The following is a 23,122-nucleotide window of genomic DNA, read 5'->3' on the forward strand; positions in this document are numbered from 1 at the left end:
CGAGCATCCATCCAGGCAAGGCGATCGCATGAAACTCCTCGCGGGCAACTCGAACCATCCGCTGTCGCGCGCGATCGGCGATTATCTCGAGATTCCGCTGACGCAGGCGAACGTGCGCCGCTTCGCCGACGAGGAGATCTTCGTCGAGGTGCTCGAGAACGTCCGCGGCGAGGACGTGTTCGTGATCCAGTCGACGGCCTTCCCCGCCAACGACAACCTCATGGAACTGCTCATCATGATCGACGCGCTGAAGCGCGCGTCGGCGAAGCGGATCACCGCGGTGCTCCCCTATTTCGGCTATGCGCGTCAGGACCGGAAGCCCGGCCCGCGGACGCCGATCTCGGCCAAGCTGGTCGCCAACCTCATCACCACCGCGGGTGCCGACCGGGTGCTGTCGGTCGACCTGCATGCCGGGCAGATCCAGGGCTTCTTCGACATCCCGACCGACAATCTCTACGCTGCGCCGGTGATGTCGACCGACATCCTGACGCGCTTTGGCGAGCGCAACCTGATGGTCGTGTCGCCCGACGTCGGCGGCGTGGTGCGCGCCCGCTCGCTCGCCAAGCGGCTCGACAACGCGCCGCTCGCGATCGTTGACAAACGGCGCGAGCGGCCGGGCGAATCGGAAGTGATGAACATCATCGGCGAGGTCGAGGGCCGCTTCTGCATCCTGATCGACGACATCGTCGATTCGGCCGGCACGCTCTGCAACGCCGCCGCCGCGCTCAAGACGGCGGGGGCGGCTGGGGTGGTCGCCTATTGCACCCACGGCGTCCTTTCAGGGGGCGCAGTGGCGCGGGTCGAGGCATCGGCGCTCGAGGAACTGGTCATCACCGACTCGATCGGCAACCACGACGTGATCGCGGAGGCCAAGCGCATCCGACACCTGACGATCGCGCCGCTGGTCGCCGAAGCGATCAAGCGCATTGCCGACGAAGCATCGGTGTCGAGCCTGTTCGACTAAGGGGCCTCATCCGGCGCTAGCGGTGATCCCGGCGAAAGCCGAGATCACCCACAGCACGAGCCGAAGCAGTCCCAACCCCGCTGAAGCGACGACTAGGGTCAATCGTCCCAGCGCGGGCTGGCATCGCTGGCCTCTGGCTCGGCCGGTCTACTGATACCCGCCTTCTTCCTCACGCTCCTCGGCGGCTTCGGCCTGCGCCTCTTCCAGCTCGCCCTCGTCTGCGTCCTCCTCGGTGCTGTGCTCGGATGTGTCGGTCGAGTTCTCGTCGAGCTCGTTGACGTCGTGCTCGAAGCCGGGCTCTTCCTTTTCGGGGTGCTGCGCCATGATCGTCTCCTTCACGGGGGACAACGATCGGCGCTCCGGATCGCCTCAATCGCGATCGGCGATCCGCGACAACGCCGAGGCGATGCGGAGGAGCACGACGACCCCCGCCGCGGCAAAGCCCGCCAGTGCCGTCAGCGCATAGCTGATCGCGCGTAGCCAGCGCTCGAGTTCGCGATCGGGGGCAGGCGGTACGGGCGCTTCGGACGGCGCCACTACGCGCACCACCTCACCCGGCACGATCTCGCCGATGGGACTGGGCCGCGTCACCGCGGCGGGCGGCGGGGCGGGGCCGGTGTCGGCGGTTTCGGCGATCGCGCCGATCAGGCTCAGCGTTGCGGTGCCACTCAGGACGAGCAGCGCGATCCGGCCGATCGACGGGCCGAGGCTCAAGCCATCTCGCGGGGTGCGCGCACCCCTGCATTGCCGCGACGCTTCAGTTCTGCCTTCAGTTCCTCGGGCTTGGGTGCGATCAGGAAGCCGAAGCTGACCGTGCCCTCCTTGGTCTCGACCGCATGGTGAAGGCGGTGCGCGGACACGATCCGCTTCATGTAGCGCGACTTGGGCAGATATCGCGACGGCACCCGCCGATGGACGATGATGTCATGAAAGCCGAGATAGATCGCGCCATAGGCCGCGATCCCCGCGCCGATCCAGATCGTCGCCGGATGCCAGCCCAAATAGGTGCCGCCGACCAGCAGGCTGATCGACGGCGCGGCGAAGATCACGAAATAAAGGTCGTTGGCTTCCCAGAAACCCGTGCGCGGTCGGTGGTGGCTCTTGTGCAGGAACCAGCCCGGCCCATGCATGATCCAGCGATGCGCGCCATAGGCAACGCCCTCCATCGCGGCGACGGTGGCAAGGAAGATGAGGATGCCGGTCAGCACGTGCATTGCGCCCATATAACCATGCGGCCTGCGACTGGAAACCGGGGCGTTGGCCCATGCGCTGTTGCGATTGCGACGCAACTGCCGGAGCGATGTGCCCGACGGGGTTTGCAAGGGGTAGATTCCGCCGCGCGGCTGTGCTTAGGGCTTCTCCGTTTCGCGTCCGCGATGCGGCGCCCCTGCGAGGAAGGATACCCGCGCGATGAACATTCACGAATATCAGGCGAAAGAGCTGCTGGCCAAGTTCGGCGTGCCCGTCCCCGCCGGCTATGCCGCGCTGAGCGTCGAGGAAGCCGTCGAGGCGTCGAAGAAGCTGCCCGGACCGCTTTATGTCGTGAAGGCGCAGATCCACGCGGGCGGCCGCGGCAAGGGCAAGTTCAAGGAACTCGGCCCCGACGCCAAGGGCGGCGTCCGCCTCGCCAAGACCGAGGACGAGGTGCGCGCGGCCGCGACCGAGATGCTCGGCAACACGCTGGTCACGGTTCAGACGGGCGATGCCGGCAAGCAGGTCAATCGCCTCTACGTCACCGACGGCGTCGACATCGCCAAGGAATTCTACCTCGCGCTGGTCGTCGATCGCGCCAGCGGCCGCGTCGGCTTCGTCGTCTCGACCGAGGGCGGCATGGATATCGAAACCGTGGCGCATGACACGCCCGAGAAGATCTACAGCTTCTCGGTCGATCCCGCGACCGGCTTCCAGCCGCACCACGGCCGCGCCGTTGCCGCTGCGCTCGGGCTGTCGGGCGACCTTGCCAAGCAGGCGGCCAACGTCGCCGCAAAGCTCTACGACGCCTTCCTCGGCACCGATGCCGAGCAGATCGAGATCAACCCGCTCGCCGTCACCGACGACGGCAAGCTGATGGTCCTCGACGCCAAGGTCGGCTTCGACGGCAATGCGATGTTCCGTCACAAGGACCTGATGGAGCTGCGCGACACCACCGAAGAGGACGCGATGGAGCTCGAGGCGTCGAAGTACGACCTCGCTTACATCAAGCTCGACGGCGACATCGGCTGCATGGTCAACGGCGCGGGCCTTGCCATGGCGACGATGGACATCATCAAGCTCAACGGCATGTTCCCGGCCAACTTCCTCGACGTCGGCGGCGGCGCCTCGAAGGAGAAGGTGACGGCGGCGTTCAAGATCATCCTCTCCGACCCCGCGGTGAAGGGCATTCTCGTCAACATCTTCGGCGGAATCATGAAGTGCGACATCATCGCCGAGGGCATCGTCGCCGCGGCGAAGGAAGTGAACCTGTCGGTGCCGCTGGTCGTCCGGCTGGAGGGCACCAACGTCCAGCAGGGCAAGGACATCCTCGCCAATTCGGGCCTCGCCATCGTGCCGGCGAACGACCTGGGCGATGCGGCAAAGAAGATCGTCGCCGAGGTCAAGAACGCCGCCTGAACCCTCCGGCGCGAGTCGCGTTCAAACGGGGGTCGGGGCGGCAACGTTCCGGCCCCTTTCGTTTGACGCTACGTCGGGCCCGCATTGCCGTACCGGACTTGCGAAACGGCGTAGGAATGGCCAGAAATAGGCGCAACCCAACGTTCGAAAACAACGACTGCAGGAAGTGGAGCCGCTGGTGAAAGCCCTCGTCCCCGTCAAGCGCGTGCTTGACTATAACGTGAAGCCGCGAGTGAAGGCCGACGGAACGGGCGTCGACCTCGCCAACGTCAAGATGAGCATGAATCCCTTCGACGAGATCGCCGTCGAGGAGGCGATCCGCCTCAAGGAAAAGGGCGTCGTGACCGAGATCGTCGCCGTGTCGATCGGCGTCGCCAAGGCGCAGGACACGCTGCGCACCGCGCTCGCCATGGGGGCCGACCGCGCGATCCTCGTCACTGCCGAGACCGAGGTCGAGCCGCTTGCCGTCGCCAAGCTCCTGAAGGCGATCGTCGACGAGGAAGCGCCGCAGCTGGTGATCCTCGGCAAGCAGGCGATCGACGACGATGCGAACCAGACCGGCCAGATGCTCGCCGCGCTGCTCGGCTGGGGCCAGGGCACCTTCGCCTCGAAGGTCGAGGTCGAAGGCGACAGCGCGAAGGTGACGCGCGAGGTCGATGGCGGGCTAGAGACGGTAAGCCTCAAGCTTCCCGCGATCATCACCACCGATCTGCGCCTCAACGAGCCGCGCTATGCGACGTTGCCCAACATCATGAAGGCCAAGTCCAAGCCGCTCGCGACCAAGACGCCCGCCGATTACGCCGTCGATATCGCGCCGCGCCTGACCGTCGTGTCGGTGGCCGAGCCGTCGAAGCGGCAGGCCGGTGCGAAGGTCGCCGACGTCGACGAGCTGGTCATGAAGCTCAAGGCGATGGGCGTCGCAAAGTAAGCCGGCTCAATTCAGATTAAAGGAACGCAGAAATGAAGACCTTGGTTTGGGTCGAGCATGACGGTCAGGCCGTCAAGGATGCGACGCTGTCGGCAGTGACCGCCGCCAGCAAGCTGGGTGAGGTCCACCTCCTCGTGGCCGGCGAGAACGTTGCCGGCGTCGCCGAAGCCGCCGCGAAGATCGCGGGCGTGGGCAAGGTCCATGTCGCCGACGGCGCGCCATTTGCCCACGCGCTCGCTGAAAATGTCGCGCCGCTGGTCGCCACGCTGATGGAAGGCCACGACGCCTTCGTCGCGCCGGCCACGACGACGGGCAAGAACATCACCCCGCGCGTCGCCGCGCTGCTCGACGTGATGCAGCTGTCCGATATCCTCTCGGTCGAGGGGCCGGACACCTTTACCCGCCCGATCTACGCCGGCAACGCGATCGCGACAGTGAAGACCTCGGACGCCAAGCTTGTCGTCACCGTGCGCGGGACGGCGTTCGAGAAGGCAGCGGCCGAGGGCGGGTCGGGCACGATCGAGGCGATCGAAGGCGTCGGCACCGACGCGGGCGTATCAAGCTTCGTCAGCGCCGAGATCGCCCAGTCGGCCCGGCCAGAACTCACCAGCGCCAAGATCATCGTTTCGGGCGGCCGTGCGCTCGGCAGCGCCGAGGAATTCCACAAGCTGATCGACCCGCTCGCCGACAAGCTGGGTGCCGGCGTTGGCGCCAGCCGCGCGGCGGTCGATGCGGGTTATGCCCCGAACGACTACCAGGTCGGTCAGACCGGCAAGATCGTCGCGCCCGAGGTCTATGTCGCGGTCGGCATTTCGGGGGCGATACAGCACCTCGCCGGTATGAAGGACTCGAAGGTCATCGTGGCGATCAACAAGGACGAGGATGCGCCGATCTTCCAGGTCGCCGACCTCGGTCTCGTCGGCGACCTGTTCAAGCTCGTACCGGAACTGACGGAAAAACTCTGACGCCGCGCCGTTGGCGGAAGGAAGGGGGCGCGGCTGTCGTGGCGGCGCCCCTTTCATTCGTGATCAGCCACCTCGGCGATGCGGGCGGGTTCGCGCGTGAGGATCGGCCCCGACCGGAGCAGCAGGAAGCCCGCGAGCGCCGACACGACTGACCCCGCCAGCACCCCGATCTTCACCTCGTCCATCAGCAGTTCGTTGCCGGGAAAGGCGAGGCCGCCGATGAACAGGCTCATCGTGAACCCGATGCCGGCGAGCATCGAAACCCCCCAGATCTGCAGCCAGCCGCAATTGGGCGCCGCAGCAAAGCCCGTCCGGTCGGCAACCCAGATCGCCGAGAAGATGCCGAGCTGCTTGCCCACGAACAGCCCGAGCAGGATGGCGAGGGGCAGCGGCTCGAACAGGATCGCCGGCGACAGACCGGCGAACGACACCCCCGCATTGGCGAAGCCGAACACCGGCACGACGACGAAGGCGACGGGCGTGTGGAGCAGGTGCTCCAGCCGGTGGAGCGGCGAATTGGCGGCATCGGGCGCGGCCGGCGACTTGATGATAGGAATGGTCATCGCCGCCAGCACGCCGGCAACCGTCGCATGCACGCCCGAATTGAACACGAACAGCCAGAGCGGCAGCGCGAGCAGCAGATAGGGCCAGAGCGCCAGAACGCCGCGCCGGTTGAGCGCCGTCATCAGCGCCAGCACCCCTGCCGCCGCGGCCAGCCAGCCCCAGCCGATGCCGGCGGTATAGGCAACCGCGATCACCACCACCGCGCCCATATCGTCGACGATCGCCACCGTTGTCAGGAAGAGCTTGAGCGAGGCGGGCGCCCGCTTGCCGAGCAGCGCGAGCACGCCGATCGCAAAGGCGATGTCGGTCGCCGCCGGGATCGCCCAGCCAGCGGTCAGCCCCGGATCGGGCGCGACCGTCGCGAGATAGACGATCGCCGGCACGACCATCCCCGCCGCCGCCGCGACGACGGGCAGCCGCCGCCGCTCCCAGCTCGCCAGCCGCCCGTCGACCATCTCGCGCTTGATCTCCAGCCCGACGAGCAGGAAAAACAGCGCCATCAGCGCATCGTTGATCCACAGGTGCACCGTCATCGACCCGTATTTGGGGCTGATGACCGGTCCGGTCTCCAGATGCAGCAGGTGGAAATAGGCCTCGCGCGTCGAAGGCAGATTCGCGGCGACCAGCGCGACCACCGCGGCGACGATCAGGACGATTCCGCCCGTTGCCTCGCGGTGTAGGAAGCTTCGCAGCGCCGAGCGCGAGCGGCCGAAGATCGTTACGGTCATCGACGTTTCCCCTTCACCTTGCCGTTGCTCCTATGCACTGGCAGCCACGTGGCAAAGCCCCTAACGACCTGATCCATGTCGGATCCCGCGCGCCGCCTCCCGTCGATACCCGCCTTGCAACGCTGGTGGCGCGTGCATGTTCGCCGCGATGTCGATCATGAGGCGGTGCTGGCGGCGGTTCGCGACGACGCCGGCTGGAACGGGCGCTATGCGTTCATGATCCTGATGTCGGCGGGCATCGCGGTGCTCGGCCTGCTCCTGTCGTCGCCCGCGGTGGTGATCGGGGCGATGCTGATCTCGCCGCTGATGGGTCCGATCATCGGGCTGGGTTTCGGCCTCGCGACCTTCGACTGGCCGGAAATCCGGGCGAGCTTTGCCGCGCTCATTCTGGGAACGGTGCTCGCGATCGGGTTCACCGCGCTCGTCGTCGCGCTCTCGCCGCTCCAGAACGTGACCGACGAGATCGCGGCGCGGACGCGCCCCAACCTGTTCGACCTGGTCGTTGCGCTGTTTTCGGCGCTGGCGGGCGGCTATGCGGTGATCCACGGCCGGGCGGGGACCGTCGTCGGCGTCGCCATCGCGACCGCGCTGATGCCTCCGCTGGCGGTCGTCGGCTTTGGCCTTGCGACTCAGAACTGGACGGTGTTCGGCGGCGCGCTGCTGCTGTTCGTGACCAACCTCATGACGATTGCACTGTCGGCGGCGATGATCGCGCGGGTACACGGCTTCGGCTCGCACCTGTCGCCGCAGCATACGCTGGTCCAGACGGTGCTGGTGTTCGGCTCGCTCGGCGCACTTGCGCTGCCGCTCGGCGTGTCGCTGCGCCAGATCGCATGGGAATCATTGTTCACGCGGCAGGCGCGCGAGGTGCTGACCGGGGAGTTCGGCAGCGATGCCCGGCTCAGCCAGGTGGACATCACATATGCCGTCGATCGCATCCGTATCGAGGCGACGGTGCTGACGCCCCGGCTCAACCCCGCGGCCGAAAAGCACGCCGCCGCGGTGCTGCGCCAGCGCACCGACCGGCCCGTTACCGTCTCGATCGACCAGTATCGCGTCGGTACGGGGGCCGAGGCCGAGGCGGCGCAGATCGCCAACGCCGCCGGACGGCTCGGCGATCGCACCGCCGAGCGACTGACCGAGCAACTCGCGCTCGTGTCGGGTGCCCCTCGCGAGGCGATCCTGATCGACGCCGACCAGCGCCATGCGGTGGTGCGGGCGCAGCCGCTGGAGGGGGCGACGCTGTCTGCCTATCGCACCCTCGAAACGCGCGTCGCCGCAGTCGTGCCGGGCTGGCGGATCGAGCTGGTACCGCCCATGGGCGCGTTGCCGCCGGTCGAACTGACCGATGGCGTGCCCGATCCGAACGGACTGGCGCTGCTCGGCTGGGCCGGAGCGCGAACGGGGGTGCCATTGACGTTGAGCGGTCCCGAGACGGCGGTCGATGCCGCGATTCGGGCCTTGACCCGTACCGGGGTTGCCGCCTCGGCGGGGTCGGTGCGTAGTGGCGACACCTTGACTGCGAGCTGGGCGACCGCCGCGCCCTGACCGTCAGCCGCGTGGGCGCGTTTTGGCCTTAGCCATGCGCATGCCCTGCTGCTGGCAGGCACCGGTGATCTCGGGGAAAGACAGGTCCGAATTGCGCGCCAGCGCCTCTGGCATCGCCGCCTGGCATTCGAGCGCGGTGCGATAGCGGATCGGCTCGACACGCGCCTGCTCGCATACGGCCCCGGCATCGCCGCAGCCCATGATCGCCATCACGAAATAGAGCGGTTCCATCGTCTCGACCTCCGTCCGGTTCAACGCAAGCCGCGACGAACGGTTGCCTGTCCCGTTCGCGTTGCATGTCGGCAGTCTTGACCCCAGATAGACGCCCGCATGCCACCCATCGACACCACGGGCACGACCGTCGAGCGTCCGCTCATTCCGACGGTGCGGCGCTTCCTGCCCTATCTGTGGCCGCGCGAGGCCCCGCGGCTGAAGGCGCGGATCATCGTCGCGATGGTCTTCGTCGTCGCCTCGAAGCTGGTACAGGTCTATGGCGCGCCCTTCGCGCTGCAGGGGGCGGTCGACGGCATGGCGAGCGGGGATCGCAGCGCCGCAACGCTGATCGTCCTCCTCGTCATCGGCTATGCCGCGGCGCGGCTCGGCACCGTGCTGTTCGACAACCTGCGCAACGCGGTGTTCGAGCGGGTGGGGCAGGATGCGACGCGGCGGCTGGCAGCGGCGGTGTTCCGGCACCTCCATCAATTGTCGCTGCGCTTCCACCTCGAACGGCGGACCGGCGCGATCACCAAGGTGGTCGAACGGGGGACCAAGAGCATCGATACGATGCTCTATTTCCTCCTGTTCAACATCGCGCCGACGATCCTCGAACTGGGGCTGGTGCTTCAGATCTTCGGCTCGCGCTTCGGCTGGTGGCTGGTCGCCTCGACGCTGGCGATGGTAGTGATCTACATCGCCTTCACGCGTATCGTCACCGACTGGCGCCAGAAGCTGCGCGAGGCGATGAACGATCTCGACACCGGGGCGGTCGCGCACGCGGTCGACTCGCTCCTCAATTTCGAGACGGTCAAATATTTCAACGCGGAGCGGCGTGAGGCCGAGCGGTACGAGCGCGCCGTCCACGCCTATGCCAATGCCGCGACCAAGAGCGAGAACAGTCTCGCCTGGCTTAATATCGGCCAGTCGGTCATCACCAACGGAATGCTGGCGATCGGCATGGGGGTGATCGCCTGGGGCTGGTCGACCGGGCGCTTCACGCCGGGCGACGTTGTGTTGGTGTCGACGTTGCTTAGCCAGCTGTTCCGCCCGCTCGACATGCTCGGCTGGGTCTATCGGACGATCCGGCAGGGCGTGATCGACATGGGTGCGATGTTCGACCTGCTCGATACCGGCGCGGAAGTGCGCGACGTGACGGGCGCACCGCCGCTGGTGGTGGACCGCGCGGCGGTGCGGTTCGAGAATGTCGTGTTCGGCTACGAACCCGATCGCGCGATCCTGAAGGGCATCGACCTCGACGTGCCGGCGGGCGCGACGGTGGCGATCGTCGGCCATTCCGGCGCGGGCAAGTCGACGATCGCTCGGCTGATGTTCCGCTTCTACGACGTGCAGGGCGGCCGTATCCTGATCGACGGACAGGATATCTCCAAGGTTCAGCAGGAGACGCTTCGTGCCGCGATCGGCATCGTGCCGCAGGACACGGTGCTGTTCAACGACACCATCGGCTACAACATCGCCTATGGCCGAGAGGGCGCGACCGAGGAGGAGATCGCCAACGCCGCCCGCGGCGCGGCGATCGGCGACTTCATCGAAAGCCTCACCGACGGCTATCGGACGCGCGTCGGCGAGCGTGGCCTGAAGCTATCGGGTGGCGAGAAGCAGCGCGTGGCGATCGCCCGCACCCTCCTCAAGAACCCGCCGATCCTGATCCTCGACGAGGCAACCAGCGCGCTCGATAGCCGGACCGAGGCGGAGATCCAGGCCACCCTCGAAGCCATCGAGCGCGGGCGCACGACGATCGTCATCGCCCATCGCCTGTCGACCGTCGTCCATGCCGACCGCATCGTCGTGCTGGAAGAGGGCAGGGTTGCCGAACAGGGCACCCACGCGCAATTGCTGCGCGCAGGCGGCATCTATGCCGAAATGTGGGCGCGGCAGGCGCGCGAGCGCGAGGAAGCGCTGGCGGCCGAATGAGGGAGCGAGTGATGGCCGAGAAGCGCACGAACTGGTGGGGCGTGGCGGCGGGTGCCGCGGGCGCGATCGGCGGCGGGCTCGCGCTCTGGTCGGCGCTCGGCGCACGCGCGGCGGAGCGGGCGGTGCCCGCGGACGGCCGGTTCGTCGAGGTCGACGGCGCGCGCATCCATTATGTCGATCTCGGCCCGCGCGACGCGCCGGTGCTGCTGATGGTCCATGGGCTGATGGGGCAGCTTCGTAACTTCACCTATGCGCTGACCGACAAGCTTGCCGCGGACTACCGCCTCATCGCGATCGACCGGCCGGGCTGGGGGCATTCGGTGCTCAAGGGACGGCGGCCCAACATCCTCGAACAGGGGCGAACGGTGGTCGCGGTCGCCGATGCGCTGGGGCTCGAAAAGCCGCTGCTCGTCGGCCATTCGCTGGGCGGCGCGGTGGTGCTCGCCGCCGCGCTCGCCGCACCGGGACGCTTCGCCGGCCTCGCGCTGATCGCGCCGCTGACCCAGCCGGTCGAGACCGCACCGCCACAGTTCGCCGGCCTCGTCGCGCCGGCCGGCGTGCGCGAGGTCCTGTCCTGGACGCTCGCGGTGCCGAGCGCCGCGCTGACCGGCCCTGCGGTTGCCAAGATGGTGTTCGCCCCCGATGCTGTCCCCGACGACTTCGTGACGAGGGGCGGCGGCGCGCTCTCCGCCCGCCCGCAAAGCTATCGGGCCGGCTCGTTCGAGGTGATGAACGCGAAGCCCGAAGTCGCCTGGATGGCCGCGCATTACGGCGAACTGTCGCTCCCTGCCGCGATCCTGTTCGGCCGCGGCGACGCAGTGCTCGACCCCGAGATGCACGGGCGGGCGACCGCGGCGACGATCCCCGGCTGCCGGCTGGAACTGGTCGACGGGGGGCACATGCTGCCGGTGACGCATGCGGACGTGACGGCGTCGTTCGTGCGGGGAGTGATGGGGCGGTAGGTTGAGCACCCTTGCCCGGCGCGAGAAGAGCAAGACAGCGATTCGACAGGCTGAACGCGAACGGGGGCTCGTGGGCGGTCCACCCGTTTCCCCCGCACCAATCCTTGCTAAGGGCACCGCATGCCCTACCCTCTAGACGTCCTTCACGCCACCTTCGGCTTCACCCAGTTCCGGGGCGTGCAGGCCGAGGTCGTCGGCCGCGTGCTGGCGGGCGAGCGAACGTTGGCGGTGATGCCGACGGGGGCGGGCAAGTCGCTGACCTATCAGCTTCCCAGTGTCATGCTGGAGGGCACCTGCGTCGTCGTCAGCCCGCTGATCGCCCTCATGCACGATCAGCTTCGCGCGGCCGAAGCGGTGGGCATCCGCGCCGCCACGCTGACCAGCGCCGACAGCAACCGGGCCGAGACGATCGACCGGTTCCGCGCCGGTACGCTCGACCTCCTCTACATCGCCCCGGAGCGGGCCTCGACGGGGTATTTCCGCGAGCTACTGGGAAGCGCGCCGCTCTGCCTGTTCGCGATCGACGAGGCGCATTGCGTCAGCGAATGGGGGCATGACTTCCGCCCCGACTATCGCCTGCTCAAACCGCTGCTCGACCAGTTTCCGAGCGTGCCCCGCCTCGCGCTCACCGCCACTGCCGACGCGCATACTCGCGCCGATATCCTCGACCAGCTCGGCATTCCGGCAGAGGGCCTGATCGTCGCCGGGTTCGACCGGCCCAACATCCGCTACGCCATCACCCCGCGCGACAACACGACGCGTCAGATCATGGACGTGATCGCCGAGGCCGACGGGCCGGGCATCGTCTATGCCCAGACGCGCGCCGGGACCGAGAAGCTGGCCGAGGCTCTCGCCGCCTCGGGCCGGCCGACGCGCGCCTATCATGCCGGGCTCGACCCCGCGGTGCGTGCCGCGAACCAGGCGGCGTTCGTGGCGAGCGAAGACATGGTGATGGCTGCCACCGTTGCGTTCGGCATGGGGATCGACAAGCCCGACGTCCGCTTCGTCGCGCATGCGGGCCTGCCCAAGTCGATCGAGGCCTATTACCAGGAAACCGGCCGCGCTGGCCGCGACGGCGACCCGGCGGTCGCGCATATGTTCTGGGGCGCCGACGACCTCGCCCGCGCGCGCCAGCGGATCGCCGAGGTCGAGCCGCATCGCCGCGCGGGCGAGCAGGCGCGGCTTGCGGCGCTCGCGGGCCTTGTCGAGACCGCCGAGTGCCGCCGCGCGGTGCTGCTCCGCTATTTCGGCGAGAACCCGCCTGCGCAGTGCGGGAACTGCGACAACTGCCTCAAGCCGCCCGCCACCGTCGATGCCACCGTGGTCGCGCAGAAATACCTGTCGGCGATCTTCCGCACCGGCCAGATGTTCGGCACCGGCTATATCGAGCAGGTGCTGACCGGCAAATCGACCGAGCGCAGCCTGACCAGCGGGCACGAGCGCCTGTCGGTCTGGGGCATCGTCGAGGGGGAGGAGGCGGCGCTCCTCAAGCCCGTCGGCCGCGCGCTGATGCTGCGCGACGCGGTGCGCGCCAATCCGCATGGCGGCCTAGAGTTCGGCCCCGGCGCGCGCGCGATCCTGAAGGGGGAGGCCGAGCTCCGCCTGATCGTTCCGCCCAAGCGCGAGCGGCGCCGCCGCGGCGGCGCCGGCGCGACCCCCAATCCCGTCGGCCACCCCCTGTTCGAAGCGCTGCGTGCCCGTCGGCGCGAGATCGCACAGGAAACCGGGCTGCCGCCCTATGTCATCTTCCATGATTCGACGCTGCGCGACATGGCGATGGCAAAGCCCGCCAGCCTTTCCGACATGAGCCGCATCGCCGGTATCGGCGCGCGCAAGCTCGACGCCTATGGCCCCGCCTTTCTTGAGGTGATCGCCGCGCACGCATAGATGCGTCGGCAAAGGAGACTTCCATGCCCGACATCCGCCGCATCGACGACCAGATCAGCGTCGCCCCGCAGCTTCTGCCGGAGGAACTCGCCGAGGTCGCCGCGCTGGGCTTCAAGGCGGTGGTCAATAACCGGCCCGACGACGAGGAGCCCGGCCAGCCGAGCGATGTCGCCATGCGCGAAGCGGCCGAGGCTGCGGGCCTCGCCTATACCGCGATCCCGATCACCCATGCCGGCTTCAGCCACCCGCAGATCGACGCGATGGCCGCGGCGCTGAAGGCCGCCGATGGTCCGGTACTCGCCTATTGCCGCTCAGGCACGCGATCCTGCAACCTCTGGGCACTCTCCGCGGCCAAGGCGGGCGGCGACCCGGAAGCCATTACCGAAAAGGGCGCTGAGGCGGGCTACAGCCTTACCGGGCTGCGCCCGATGCTCGACGCGCTGTCGGGCCGCGCATGAGCTGGACGATGCTCGCCGGGTCGCTGGTCGCGGTGCTCGCGCTCGCCGCGATCGCGCGCCATCTGCGGCTCGGCGACATCAACATAGCTGATCCCGAAACGGCGATGCGGCTCGCCGAACAGCATCTGGCGGGGTTCCAGGCGCGCCAGGCGTTGGTCGGCGGCAATGGCGAGGGGGCGCTGGTTGCCGGCAACGGCACGCTCGCGCTCCTCAAGCGCCACGGCGCGCGCGTCGCCGTTCGGCGCCTCGTCGCGCCGCTCAAGCTTGCCCCTGCGGTCGAGGGGGTGGCGATCGACAGCGGCGAGGCGATGTTCGGCCGCGTGTCGCTGTTCGGCGTCACCGACGATCAGGTCCGCGCGGCGGAGGCGCTTGCCCAGCGCCCGACCGTCCATTGAGGCGCCGCTGACATCGCTGTAAGTAGGGCGCGATGGCACCCGTCCTGCCCGATCCCGTCACCTACGCGATCCCCGGCTTCGTCGTGCTCGTCCTCGCCGAGATGCTGATTGCGCGGCGGCGCGACGCCACGCGCTATGGCCCGCGCGACACGCTGACCTCGCTTCTCTTGGGGCTCGGCAGCACCGTCGCGGGCATCCTGTCGGCAGGCGCGATGTTCGCGATGGCAACCTTCGTCCATGACTTGCGCCTCTTCGATATCGGCTGGGCCTGGCACTGGTTCGTCGCGGCGTTCGTCCTCGACGACCTCGCCTATTACGTCTTTCACCGCTCGGCGCACCGGGTGCGGCTGTTCTGGGCGAGCCATGTCGTTCATCATTCAAGCCAGCACTACAACCTGTCGACGGCGCTGCGGCAGACGTGGACGGGCTTCTTCAGCCTCGGTTTCCTCTTCCGTCTGCCGCTGTTCCTGATCGGCTTTCCGCCCGATGGTGTTCTTCGTCGTGGGCCTCAACCTCGTCTACCAGTTCTGGATTCATACCGAGGCGGTGGGGCGGATGCCGCGGTGGTTCGAGGCGGTGATGAACACCCCCAGCCACCACCGCGTCCACCACGCCGCGAATGCGCGTTATCTCGACCGCAATTATGCCGGCGTGTTCATCGTCTGGGACCGGTTGTTCGGCACTTTCGAGGCGGAGGATGAGGGCGAGCGGGTACGCTACCGCCTCGTCCGCGATCTCGGCAGCTTCAACGTCCTGTGGGCGGCGTTCCATGAATGGGTGGGCATTGCCCGCGACCTGTGGCGCGCGCCGTGGCGGGCGAAGCTCGGCTATCTCGTGCGCGAGCCCGGCTGGAGCCATGACGGAAGCCGCGAGACGTCGGCGATGATCCGCGCCTCGCTCAGGCGTCCGGGCGGCTCCAGATCCAGCTCCCGCTGACCACTGCGATGAGGGCCGGGATCATGGCATAGGGCCAGGGTGCAAAGGCGAGGCCAAGGATCGCACTGCCCGTCAGCCCGATCGTCGCGGCCCATTTGCCCCGGCGTGGGATCGCCCCGCGCTCGCGCCACGCCACGACCGGCGGACCGAGGGTGGGGTGGCCGAGCAGCCACGCCTCGAACCGCGGGCTGCCGCGCGCGAAGCAGAAGGCGGCGAGAATCAGGAACGGCACCGTCGGCATCAGCGGCAGGAAGACACCGACCAGCCCCAGCAGCACTGCGATCCCGCCGCCCAGGTTCCACAGGTGCCGGATCATCGACGACCCCTTGTGCACGGAAGCGCGCAGTTCATCATCATCCCTTGGCTGCTCGTCTGATCCTGTTTAACCGCCCTGCCCGGGGAGTGGATGCAGTGACGATCAGGTTCGGCGGCAAGGCGGTGTGGCAGGCGATCCTGAAGTCGCAGGCGATTGTCGAGTTCACGCCCGCCGGCGACATCGTCGATGCCAACGACAATTTCCTGAAGCTCACCGGCTATACGCGCGAGCAGGTGATCGGGCGGCATCATCGCCTGTTCTGTACCACCGAAGACGCCGCTTCGCCCGCCTATTCGGCGTTTTGGAAGAAGCTGGGCGCGGGCGAGTTCGACAGTGGCGTGTATCGTCGGGTGGCCGCAGACGGGCGCGAGCTATGGCTTCAGGCGACCTACAACCCCATCATCGGCCGCGACGGCCGGCCAATGGGCGTGCTCAAGATGGCCACCGACATGACGCGGCAGGTCCAGCTCGAGCACACCGTCTCGGCCCAGCTGGCCGAGGCCGAGCGCCTGCAGGCGACGCTCGCCGACCGCGACAGCGAACGCGAGAAGATGCTGGGCGAACTGCGCCAGATCGTGACGGCGATCGAAGGAATCGCGCGCCAGACGAACATGCTCGCGCTCAACGCCGCGATCGAAGCGGCCAAGGCGGGCGATGCCGGGCGCGGCTTCGGCGTGGTGGCGGCCGAGGTCAAGCGGCTCGCCGGTGACACTGCCGCCGCGACCCGCCGCGCGGCCGAGATGCTGGGCACGCACGAGGTCGCCTGAGCCGCCGCCATTGCCGATAACGCCGCGCGCATGCGATAAGCGCGATTGCGTCCAGTGTGTTGGCGCGGTAATACAGTCTTTCCGATGCGCATCGACAGCTACGACGCCTGGGGCCAGCCGCCCGCCCCGCCCGAGCCCGCCGGCGACGCCCCGACGGCGCTCAGCGAGGGGATCGGCGGCCCGCCGCCCCCGCTGCCGCCCGGCTGGCGGCCGAGCCCGATGCGCTGGGTGGCGCGCGGCGTGGGCGCGTTCATCGTCCTGCTCGTCGTCGCGATCGTCTGGCTGGCGATCACCGCGCCGCTCTCCAAGTCGCTCGAGCCACCGGTGCCGCCTTCGATCACGCTCCTCTCGGCCGAGGGCGAGCCGATCGCGCGTCACGGGGCGGAAATCGGCAAGCCGGTCGACGCGACCAAGCTGCCCGCGCATGTGACGGGCGCGTTCCTCGCGATCGAGGACCGGCGCTTCCGCAGCCATCTGGGCGTCGATCCGCGTGGCATCCTGCGCGCCTTCGTCAACAACACCTTCACCTCGAACAGCTCGCAGGGCGGCAGCACGATTACGCAGCAGCTGGCCAAGAACGCGTTTCTTAGTTCCGACCGGACGCTGGCGCGCAAGCTGCGCGAGGTGATGATCGCCTTCTGGCTGGAGGCATGGCTGTCGAAGGACGAGATCCTGTCGCGCTACCTCTCCAACGTCTATTTCGGCGACAATGTGTACGGGCTCCAGGCCGCTGCCCGGCATTATTTCAGCCGCGACGCGGACGAGCTGACGACGGCGCAGGCGGCGATGCTCGCGGGCCTCGTCAAGGCGCCGAGCCGGCTCGCGCCGACCCAGAACCTCAAGGGTGCGCGCGACCGGCAAGCGGTGGTCGTCGGCGCGATGGCGAATGCCGGCTACCTCAGCCCTGCCGGGGCGCGCGCGGTCGAGCCCGCACGGCTCAAGGTCGCAAAGGCGAAACGCCTCCCCACCGGCACCTATTTCGCCGACTGGGTGCTTCCCCAGGCGCGCGATCAGGCGGGCGCGATCGGCGCCGACCAGACGGTGAAGACGACGCTGGAGATGCGCCTCCAGCGCGCCGCCGTGCGCGCGGTCGGTTCGGCGGGGCTCAGACAGGCGCAGGTCGCGCTCGTATCGATGCGCCCGGACGGCCGCATCGTCGCGATGGTCGGCGGCAAGAATTACGCCGACAGCCCCTTCAACCGCGCGACGCAGGCGCGGCGTCAGCCAGGTTCGACCTTCAAGCTGTTCGTCTATCTTGCGGCGCTGCGCGCGGGGATGACACCCGACGACACTATTGACGATTCGCCCGTTACCATCGCCGACTGGTCGCCGAAGAACAATGACGGCCGCTATCTCGGCGAGATCAGCCTTGCGCGCGCCTTCGCGCGGTCGAGCAACGTCGCCTCGGCGCGACTGACGCAGCAGGTCGGACCGAAGGCGGTCATCAAGGCGGCGCGCGACCTCGGCATCTCGACGCCGATCCCGAACGAAGCGTCCATCGCGCTCGGTACCTCGTCGGTGTCGCTCCTTGAGCTCACCGCCGCCTATGCGGCGGTGGCGGCGGGCGAGATGCCGGTGCGCCCGCGCGGCCTCGCGCAGCCGCCCGAGGGGAGCTGGCTGGAAAAGCTCGGCCTCGACAGCCGCCGTATTCCTGCCGGGCAGCTGGCGGGCCTTCGCACGCTGCTGGCGGCCTCGATTCGCGAGGGGACGGGGCGGCAGGCGAACCTGTCGGTCGAGGCATTCGGCAAGACGGGGACGACACAGGACAATCGCGACGCGCTGTTCATCGGCTATGCCGACGGCATCGTAACCGGCGTCTGGGTGGGCAATGACGACAACACGCCCAATGCCGGCCTGTCGGGCGGCGGCCTGCCCGCGCGCATCTGGCGCGATTACATGATGCGCGCGACCGGCGCAGGGCCGGCGGGGCGGCCCGATCCGGTGATCGAGGAGGTGATCGAGGAGGCCGGCGACGAGGTCGGCAACCTGATCGACGTGGTCGGGAACGGCATCGATGGCCTGCCCGATGTCGTGCAGCGCGAGCTCGACGGGATCGGCGTCCGCGTCGGCCGCGACGGCGCGATCAAGATCGACCGCGACCGCTTCGAACCCGACCGCCGCCGGCCCGAGGACGAGGAACCACCGCCGCCCGAGGAGGAGTTCTAAACGCATCCTCGCCACCCCGGAGGTGCCCCAGAAGGCGCCGCGCCGCGTGCTCGATAGAGAAAGGTCCGCATCGGTCGACCAGGAGCCAACGGACATGCCGCGAAGCGGCCTTCTCTAACGAGTCCAAGGTGACGGCTGGGCGCCGTTAGCGCGTTGCCCTTTTCCGCCCATGCCGCTAGGGCGCGTGCTTTCCCGTTCGAGGGCGAGAAGAGACAGTGAGCCAACCGCTCGTCGGCATCATCATGGGCAGCACATCGGACTGGGAAACGATGTCGCGCGCCGCCGATATGCTCGAGACGCTCAGCATCGCGCACGAGACGCGCGTCGTGTCGGCGCACCGTACCCCCGATCGGCTCGTCGCCTATGCCCGCGAAGCCGAGAGCCGGGGCATCCGCGTGATCGTCGCGGGGGCGGGGGGCGCGGCGCATCTGCCGGGCATGGTCGCGGCGATGACGCACCTGCCGGTACTCGGCGTGCCCGTCCGCTCCAGGTCGCTGTCGGGCCTCGATAGCCTGCTCTCGATCGTCCAGATGCCCGCGGGCGTCCCCGTTGGCACGTTGGCGATCGGCGAGGCGGGGGCGGCGAATGCGGCGCTGATGGCCGCCTCGATCCTCGCGCTCACCGACGAAGCGTTGCGCGAGCGGCTGGTCGCGTGGCGGCAGGCGCAGACCGACAAGGTACCCGACAGCCCGCAATGACGACCCCGCTGCCCCCCGGTTCCACGATCGGCATCCTCGGTTCCGGCCAGCTCGGTCGGATGATCGCGATCGCCGCCGCTCAGCTCGGCTATCGTTGCCACATCTATGCGCCGGAAACCGGCCCGGCGAACGACGTCGCGCCCGCGTTCACGCAAGGTGCCTATGACGACGACGCGGCGCTCGCGACGTTCGCGGCCCAGGTCGATGTCGTCACCTACGAGTTCGAGAATGTGGAGGCCGCACCGATCGATCGGCTGGGCGATCTCGTCCCGGTGCGCCCGTCACCCAAGTCGTTGAAGGTCGCGCAGGATCGCGTGTCAGAGAAGCGTTTCGTCGAGGCACTCGGCGGTCGCCCCGCTCGCTGGGCCGAGGTGCCGGATCGCACAGCACTCGATGAGGCGGTCGCCGCCATCGGCTGCCCCGCGATCCTCAAGACCACGCGCTTCGGCTATGACGGCAAGGGTCAGGCGCGGCTCGCCTCGCCCGCCGATGCCGATGCCGCCTGGGAGGCGATCGGTAGCGGCCCGGCGATCCTCGAGGGCTTCGTCGCTTTCGATCACGAGTTCTCGATCGTCATTGCGCGTGGCCTCGACGGCCGCACCGTAAGCTATCCGCCTCCGCGCAACGTCCACAAGCACGGCATCCTAGACACTTCGATCCTTCCCGCCCCTGCGGAGATCGCCGCGCAATGGACCGAAGCGGCGACGCTGGCGGGCCGGGTTGCCGAAGCGCTCGATCATGTCGGCGTGCTGACACTCGAGTTCTTCGCGGGCCGCGAAGGCCCGGTCTTCAACGAGATGGCGCCGCGCGTCCACAATTCGGGGCACTGGACGATCGAGGGCGCCGAAACCTCTCAGTTCGAGAATCACGCGCGTGCGATCCTCGGCCTGCCACTCGGCCCGACGGGGCTGACGGGCAGTGCGGTCAGCATGACCAACCTGATCGGCGACGATGCCACACGCTGGGCCGACCTCGCGGCCGAGCCGGGCCTCCACCTCCACCTTTACGGCAAGCACGAGGCGCGGCCGGGTCGCAAGATGGGGCACGTCACGCGGGTGACGCGCTAGGCGCTCAAGGCCTGCGCACGAGCGTGATGATCGACAGGCCCGGCGGCAGCGGCAGCCGGCCCACCAGATGCCGCTCCAGCCGGAACACCGTCTCCAGCGCCTTGTTCACGGGTGCGGGCGGCGGCGAATCGTCGCTGTCGTCCTTCCCCGTCAGCTTGCCCGCCACGCGCGCGGCGACGGCGACCGGGAACAGCAGCGAATTGAAGTAACGCAGGCCGTTGTGATCGAGGCCCGCGTCGCGGATCGCCTTGCCGAGCGTCGCCTTCGAATAGCGGCGGTGGTGGTGGTTCACCGTGTCATGCGCCGACCACATCCACGGATGCGCCGGCACGGTGACAAGGATCGCGCCGCCGGGCTTGAGCACCTCGGCCATGCCCCTGAGTGCCGCGACATCGTCCTCGACATGCTCGACCACGTCGAGCACGGCGACGAGGTCGTAGGCGCCGCGCGCGACCCCGTTCAGCGCGGGGAGGGGGGCCTCGCCCACCGGCTTGCCCAGCCGCTCGGCCGCGAAGGCACGTGCCGCCGGGTCGATCTCGATCGCGTCCACCTCGCCGAACCGCGCCAGCATCGGAAGATTGTGGCCGGTGCCGCACCCGATCTCCAGAATGCGTGCCTGTTTGGGTAGCAACGCTTCCCGCGTCAGATAGTCGGCCAGGATCTCGCGCCGCGCGCGGTACCACCAGTGCGTGGTGTCGTGCGCCGCCATGCGGTCATAGACGATGCGATCCATGGCTTAGCGAAACACCCACTGGCGGTTGAGGAAGAAGGTGACGAGGGGGACGAGGATGAGGCCAGGCACGAGCGGTGCCCAGGCGGGCATCCCCAGCCGGTCGGTGACGATCCAGGTGATCGCGGCGTGCATGAGGAGGCCAGAGGCCTGAACGCCAACGAACTTGGCGCGCTGGCCCGATCCCTCGCTCCGGGTGCCGTGACCGCGGAAGCTCCAGTTGCTGTGCAGCCAGAACCCCGCCGTCACCGCGACCGCAAAGGCGAACGGCACCGCCAGCACGGCGCGTTCGCGCCCGAACACCCATATGGCAAGCGGCAGGTAGACCGCGGTGTAGAGTATCGTGGTGATCCCCCCGGCGACGAGGAAGCGCATCAGCTGCCCGACGATGGGCGCATCCCTCAATCGTTCGATGCCGCCCGTCACGCCGCCCACACCCTTGCCCTTTACGCACTTCAGAGTAGGGGCCGCCCTATCCTTCCGCGTTCCCCGAGAAAAGCCCGAGATGCAGTCCGATTTCCTCGATGCCCAGCTTCGCCGTCACTGGCTGCGCTGGACGCTGCTAGCGTGGGGTGTGTTCGCGGGCTGGTTCCTGTGGCAGCGCTGGGGCGGAATCTACTGGCTCGCGCTGTCGGACACCGACGACAATATGCGGTTGATGCAGGTCCGCGCCTGGCTGAACGGGCAGGGGTGGTACGACCTGCGGCAATACCGGCTCAATCCGCCCGGCGGCTTCGACATTCACTGGAGCCGCATCGTCGACCTGCCGATCGCGGGACTGATCCTGTTCTTCCGCCTGTTCACGAGCCCCGCCTGGGCCGAGCGGCTGGCGGTTGGCGTGGCGCCGCTCATTCCCTTCTCGATCGCGATGAGCGCGATGGCGGTCGCGGCACGGCGGCTGATCAACGCGCGCGCCTGGCCGCTGGCGCTGGTTTTCCTTTTCGGCTGCTCGGCAACGCTGTTGATGTACATGCCCACGCGCATCGACCATCATGGCTGGCAACTCGCCGCGCTGGCGGTGACGGTGGCGGCGCTCGCCGATCCGCGAAAGGCCCGCGGTGGTGCGATCGTTGGGGGAGCCAGCGCCTTCTCGCTGTCGATCGGGCTCGAGATGCTGCCTTATGCGGTGGGCGCGGGCGGCATCCTCGCGCTGCGCTGGGTCTGGGACCGGGCGGAGGCGCCGCGGCTCGGCGCCTATGGGGCGTCGCTCGCGGGCGGCAGCGCGATTGGCTACTTAGGCTTCGCCTCCTACGCCAACAGCGCGATGCGATGCGATGCGCTGACGCCCGTGTGGCTGTCGGCAACGATCGCGGGCGGTGCGTTCCTCCTTGCGCTGGCGTGGCTCAGCCCGGCGCGGCGAGAGGTGCGGCTGGTCCTGGCGCTGATCGCCGGCGGGGTCCTTGCCGGCGCGTTCGCGAGCCTGTTCCCGCAATGTCTCGCCCGGCCGGAGGGGGTGTCGGACGAACTTGCGCGCACCTGGCTCAACAACGTGCGGGAGGCGCGGCCGATCTACAAGCATCCGCTGCGCACCGCCTTCCCGATCGCGGCGCTGCCGGTCATCGGCCTGATCGGCGCGATCTTCGCCACCTGGCGCGCGCGGGGCGACGCGGCGAAGCTCGCGGGCTGGGTGCCGGTCATGCTGTTCACTGCGCTCGCCTGTGCGCTGCTCCTCTGGCAGGTGCGCGTGGGACCGGCGGCGCAGCTGCTCGCGGTGCCCGGTGTGACCGCGCTCGGCTGGGCGCTCTTTCCGCGCCTGCTCAACCACCGGCTGATGGCGGTGCGGGTGATTGGCAGCGTCGGCGGCTTCCTGATCGTGTCGGGGCTGTTCGCGGGCCTTATGATCCGGTGGCTGCCGATCGACCGCCCCAATGCGATGCAGCAGCGCGTGAGCCGCGCCAACCAGCGCTGCGCGACGATCCCTGCGATGCGCCCGCTGGGACGGCTGCCGGCGCAGACGGTGTTCACCCATGTCGATCTCGGCCCGCGGCTCATTACCCTGACGCACCACAGGGCGATCGCCGGCCCCTATCACCGCAACGGCGACGCGATCCTCGACGTGCATCATGCCTTTCAGGGATCGCCGGCGACCTTCTACCGGATCGCCAAGGCGCATGGCGCGACGTTACTGCTCATCTGCCCCAACATGGCGGAAACGACGGTCTATCGATCGCGGTCGAAGAACGGCGTCTACGCGCAGATTGCACGCGGTCAGATCCCCGCCTTTCTCGAGCCTGTGATGCTCCCGCGCAATTCGCCGCTCCGCCTGTTCCGAATCAGGTGAGCGC

The 23,122-nt window shown here is 68.5% G+C and carries 23 protein-coding genes and 1 pseudogene; 16 read left to right on the top strand and 8 right to left on the bottom strand.

Features of this window, described 5'->3' with window-relative positions; all coding sequences use genetic code 11:
- Positions 1–28 precede the first annotated feature (28 nt).
- Positions 29–964: a ribose-phosphate pyrophosphokinase gene (locus tag COC42_RS12870; protein ID WP_096343705.1), complete on the top strand. Its 936-nt coding sequence runs from the start codon at positions 29–31 to the stop codon at positions 962–964.
- A gap of 147 nt (positions 965–1,111) precedes the next feature.
- Here the strand turns inward: COC42_RS12870 and COC42_RS17735 are convergent, their stop codons facing one another.
- Genes COC42_RS17735 through COC42_RS12885 form a run of 3 tightly spaced genes read right to left on the bottom strand, consistent with a single transcriptional unit; the run spans position 1,112 to position 2,187 of the window.
- Positions 1,112–1,288, bottom strand: a complete 177-nt coding sequence (locus tag COC42_RS17735; RefSeq protein ID WP_176484679.1) for a hypothetical protein — start codon at positions 1,286–1,288, stop codon at positions 1,112–1,114.
- Between the two features lie 45 nt (positions 1,289–1,333).
- The gene (locus tag COC42_RS12880; RefSeq protein WP_096343707.1) at positions 1,334–1,678 is read right to left on the bottom strand and encodes a hypothetical protein; all 345 of its coding nucleotides are present in this window, start codon (positions 1,676–1,678) and stop codon (positions 1,334–1,336) included.
- The gene (locus COC42_RS12885) at positions 1,675–2,187 is read right to left on the bottom strand and encodes a sterol desaturase family protein (RefSeq protein ID WP_096343708.1); all 513 of its coding nucleotides are present in this window, start codon (positions 2,185–2,187) and stop codon (positions 1,675–1,677) included. Before COC42_RS12885 ends, COC42_RS12880 begins: the two co-directional genes overlap by 4 nt.
- Before the next feature lie 187 nt (positions 2,188–2,374).
- Here COC42_RS12885 and sucC point away from each other — a divergent pair, with 187 nt between their 5' ends.
- The 3 genes from sucC (at position 2,375) to COC42_RS12900 (ending at position 5,467) form a co-directional block, all read left to right on the top strand.
- Positions 2,375–3,574, top strand: a complete 1,200-nt coding sequence (sucC, locus tag COC42_RS12890; protein WP_096343709.1) for an ADP-forming succinate--CoA ligase subunit beta — start codon at positions 2,375–2,377, stop codon at positions 3,572–3,574.
- Positions 3,575–3,752: 178 nt separating this feature from the next.
- Entirely contained in the window at positions 3,753–4,502 is a 750-nt protein-coding gene (locus tag COC42_RS12895; RefSeq protein WP_096344195.1) for an electron transfer flavoprotein subunit beta/FixA family protein, read from the top strand.
- A gap of 32 nt (positions 4,503–4,534) precedes the next feature.
- The gene (locus COC42_RS12900) at positions 4,535–5,467 is read left to right on the top strand and encodes an electron transfer flavoprotein subunit alpha/FixB family protein (RefSeq protein ID WP_096343710.1); all 933 of its coding nucleotides are present in this window, start codon (positions 4,535–4,537) and stop codon (positions 5,465–5,467) included.
- Positions 5,468–5,520: 53 nt separating this feature from the next.
- Here the strand turns inward: COC42_RS12900 and nhaA are convergent, their stop codons facing one another.
- Positions 5,521–6,759, bottom strand: a complete 1,239-nt coding sequence (nhaA, locus tag COC42_RS12905) for a Na+/H+ antiporter NhaA (protein WP_096343711.1) — start codon at positions 6,757–6,759, stop codon at positions 5,521–5,523.
- A 75-nt stretch (positions 6,760–6,834) separates the two neighbouring features.
- Here nhaA and COC42_RS12910 point away from each other — a divergent pair, with 75 nt between their 5' ends.
- Entirely contained in the window at positions 6,835–8,307 is a 1,473-nt protein-coding gene (locus COC42_RS12910) for a DUF389 domain-containing protein (RefSeq protein ID WP_096343712.1), read from the top strand.
- A 3-nt stretch (positions 8,308–8,310) separates the two neighbouring features.
- On the opposite strand, the gene COC42_RS12915 is transcribed toward COC42_RS12910, so the two are convergent.
- Positions 8,311–8,562 carry a hypothetical protein gene (locus tag COC42_RS12915; protein ID WP_342747313.1) on the bottom strand — a complete coding sequence of 84 codons (252 nt, stop codon included), beginning with the start codon at positions 8,560–8,562 and terminating at the stop codon, positions 8,311–8,313.
- Between the two features lie 75 nt (positions 8,563–8,637).
- On the opposite strand from COC42_RS12915, the gene COC42_RS12920 reads away from it, so the two are divergent.
- The 6 genes and pseudogenes from COC42_RS12920 (at position 8,638) to COC42_RS12945 (ending at position 15,093) form a co-directional block, all read left to right on the top strand.
- On the top strand, positions 8,638–10,455 hold the full coding sequence (locus COC42_RS12920; protein ID WP_096343713.1) for an ABCB family ABC transporter ATP-binding protein/permease: 1,818 nt from the start codon (positions 8,638–8,640) through the stop codon (positions 10,453–10,455).
- 11 nt (positions 10,456–10,466) lie between these two features.
- Positions 10,467–11,417, top strand: a complete 951-nt coding sequence (locus tag COC42_RS12925; protein ID WP_096343714.1) for an alpha/beta fold hydrolase — start codon at positions 10,467–10,469, stop codon at positions 11,415–11,417.
- A 120-nt stretch (positions 11,418–11,537) separates the two neighbouring features.
- Entirely contained in the window at positions 11,538–13,304 is a 1,767-nt protein-coding gene (recQ, locus tag COC42_RS12930; RefSeq protein ID WP_096343715.1) for a DNA helicase RecQ, read from the top strand.
- A 23-nt stretch (positions 13,305–13,327) separates the two neighbouring features.
- Positions 13,328–13,762 carry a protein tyrosine phosphatase family protein gene (locus tag COC42_RS12935; RefSeq protein WP_096343716.1) on the top strand — a complete coding sequence of 145 codons (435 nt, stop codon included), beginning with the start codon at positions 13,328–13,330 and terminating at the stop codon, positions 13,760–13,762.
- Complete coding sequence (locus COC42_RS12940) at positions 13,759–14,157, top strand: hypothetical protein (RefSeq protein ID WP_096343717.1); 399 nt, start codon at positions 13,759–13,761, stop codon at positions 14,155–14,157. Before COC42_RS12935 ends, COC42_RS12940 begins: the two co-directional genes overlap by 4 nt.
- 32 nt (positions 14,158–14,189) lie before the next feature.
- A pseudogene (locus COC42_RS12945) lies at positions 14,190–15,093 on the top strand (sterol desaturase family protein).
- Here COC42_RS12945 and COC42_RS12950 read toward each other — a convergent pair.
- Positions 15,056–15,409: a YbaN family protein gene (locus COC42_RS12950; protein WP_096343718.1), complete on the bottom strand. Its 354-nt coding sequence runs from the start codon at positions 15,407–15,409 to the stop codon at positions 15,056–15,058. The pseudogene COC42_RS12945 and the gene COC42_RS12950 sit on opposite strands and share 38 nt — an antisense overlap.
- Before the next feature lie 95 nt (positions 15,410–15,504).
- On the opposite strand from COC42_RS12950, the gene COC42_RS12955 reads away from it, so the two are divergent.
- The 4 genes from COC42_RS12955 to COC42_RS12970 all read left to right on the top strand — a co-directional run bounded on the left by COC42_RS12955 (position 15,505) and on the right by COC42_RS12970 (position 20,107).
- The gene (locus COC42_RS12955; protein ID WP_245844114.1) at positions 15,505–16,176 is read left to right on the top strand and encodes a PAS domain-containing protein; all 672 of its coding nucleotides are present in this window, start codon (positions 15,505–15,507) and stop codon (positions 16,174–16,176) included.
- A gap of 84 nt (positions 16,177–16,260) precedes the next feature.
- Positions 16,261–18,342, top strand: coding sequence for a transglycosylase domain-containing protein (locus COC42_RS12960; protein WP_096343720.1), 2,082 nt, complete (start codon positions 16,261–16,263; stop codon positions 18,340–18,342).
- Between the two features lie 242 nt (positions 18,343–18,584).
- Complete coding sequence (purE, locus tag COC42_RS12965; protein WP_096344197.1) at positions 18,585–19,040, top strand: 5-(carboxyamino)imidazole ribonucleotide mutase; 456 nt, start codon at positions 18,585–18,587, stop codon at positions 19,038–19,040.
- A complete protein-coding gene (locus tag COC42_RS12970) occupies positions 19,037–20,107 on the top strand; it encodes a 5-(carboxyamino)imidazole ribonucleotide synthase (RefSeq protein WP_096343721.1) in 1,071 nt (356 codons plus the stop codon). The genes purE and COC42_RS12970 overlap by 4 nt, the downstream gene beginning before the upstream one ends.
- Before the next feature lie 4 nt (positions 20,108–20,111).
- Here the strand turns inward: COC42_RS12970 and COC42_RS12975 are convergent, their stop codons facing one another.
- A complete protein-coding gene (locus COC42_RS12975; protein WP_096343722.1) occupies positions 20,112–20,840 on the bottom strand; it encodes a class I SAM-dependent methyltransferase in 729 nt (242 codons plus the stop codon).
- Positions 20,841–20,843: 3 nt separating this feature from the next.
- Complete coding sequence (locus tag COC42_RS12980; protein ID WP_245844116.1) at positions 20,844–21,272, bottom strand: GtrA family protein; 429 nt, start codon at positions 21,270–21,272, stop codon at positions 20,844–20,846.
- Positions 21,273–21,342: 70 nt separating this feature from the next.
- Between COC42_RS12980 and COC42_RS12985 the strand changes: the two genes are divergently transcribed.
- Positions 21,343–23,118 (top strand): hypothetical protein, encoded by a 1,776-nt coding sequence (locus COC42_RS12985; RefSeq protein ID WP_096343723.1) that lies wholly within the window; start codon positions 21,343–21,345, stop codon positions 23,116–23,118.
- Positions 23,119–23,122 lie beyond the last annotated feature (4 nt).

The organism is Sphingomonas spermidinifaciens (assembly GCF_002351485.1).
GTDB classification, from domain to species: domain Bacteria; phylum Pseudomonadota; class Alphaproteobacteria; order Sphingomonadales; family Sphingomonadaceae; genus Sphingomonas; species Sphingomonas spermidinifaciens.

What these genes read in the sequence shown, in the direction of transcription:
- COC42_RS12870 (WP_096343705.1), top strand. Translation starts at nt 29, where the DNA reads ATGAAACTCCTCGCGGGCAACTCGAACCATCCGCTGTCGCGCGCGATC.
- COC42_RS17735 (WP_176484679.1), bottom strand. Translation starts at nt 1,288, where the DNA reads ATGGCGCAGCACCCCGAAAAGGAAGAGCCCGGCTTCGAGCACGACGTC.
- COC42_RS12885 (WP_096343708.1), bottom strand. Translation starts at nt 2,187, where the DNA reads ATGGGCGCAATGCACGTGCTGACCGGCATCCTCATCTTCCTTGCCACC.
- sucC (WP_096343709.1), top strand. Translation starts at nt 2,375, where the DNA reads ATGAACATTCACGAATATCAGGCGAAAGAGCTGCTGGCCAAGTTCGGC.
- COC42_RS12900 (WP_096343710.1), top strand. Translation starts at nt 4,535, where the DNA reads ATGAAGACCTTGGTTTGGGTCGAGCATGACGGTCAGGCCGTCAAGGAT.
- nhaA (WP_096343711.1), bottom strand. Translation starts at nt 6,759, where the DNA reads ATGACCGTAACGATCTTCGGCCGCTCGCGCTCGGCGCTGCGAAGCTTC.
- COC42_RS12910 (WP_096343712.1), top strand. Translation starts at nt 6,835, where the DNA reads ATGTCGGATCCCGCGCGCCGCCTCCCGTCGATACCCGCCTTGCAACGC.
- COC42_RS12920 (WP_096343713.1), top strand. Translation starts at nt 8,638, where the DNA reads ATGCCACCCATCGACACCACGGGCACGACCGTCGAGCGTCCGCTCATT.
- COC42_RS12925 (WP_096343714.1), top strand. Translation starts at nt 10,467, where the DNA reads ATGGCCGAGAAGCGCACGAACTGGTGGGGCGTGGCGGCGGGTGCCGCG.
- recQ (WP_096343715.1), top strand. Translation starts at nt 11,538, where the DNA reads ATGCCCTACCCTCTAGACGTCCTTCACGCCACCTTCGGCTTCACCCAG.
- COC42_RS12935 (WP_096343716.1), top strand. Translation starts at nt 13,328, where the DNA reads ATGCCCGACATCCGCCGCATCGACGACCAGATCAGCGTCGCCCCGCAG.
- COC42_RS12940 (WP_096343717.1), top strand. Translation starts at nt 13,759, where the DNA reads ATGAGCTGGACGATGCTCGCCGGGTCGCTGGTCGCGGTGCTCGCGCTC.
- COC42_RS12950 (WP_096343718.1), bottom strand. Translation starts at nt 15,409, where the DNA reads ATGATCCGGCACCTGTGGAACCTGGGCGGCGGGATCGCAGTGCTGCTG.
- COC42_RS12960 (WP_096343720.1), top strand. Translation starts at nt 16,261, where the DNA reads ATGCGCATCGACAGCTACGACGCCTGGGGCCAGCCGCCCGCCCCGCCC.
- purE (WP_096344197.1), top strand. Translation starts at nt 18,585, where the DNA reads ATGGGCAGCACATCGGACTGGGAAACGATGTCGCGCGCCGCCGATATG.
- COC42_RS12970 (WP_096343721.1), top strand. Translation starts at nt 19,037, where the DNA reads ATGACGACCCCGCTGCCCCCCGGTTCCACGATCGGCATCCTCGGTTCC.
- COC42_RS12975 (WP_096343722.1), bottom strand. Translation starts at nt 20,840, where the DNA reads ATGGATCGCATCGTCTATGACCGCATGGCGGCGCACGACACCACGCAC.
- COC42_RS12985 (WP_096343723.1), top strand. Translation starts at nt 21,343, where the DNA reads ATGCAGTCCGATTTCCTCGATGCCCAGCTTCGCCGTCACTGGCTGCGC.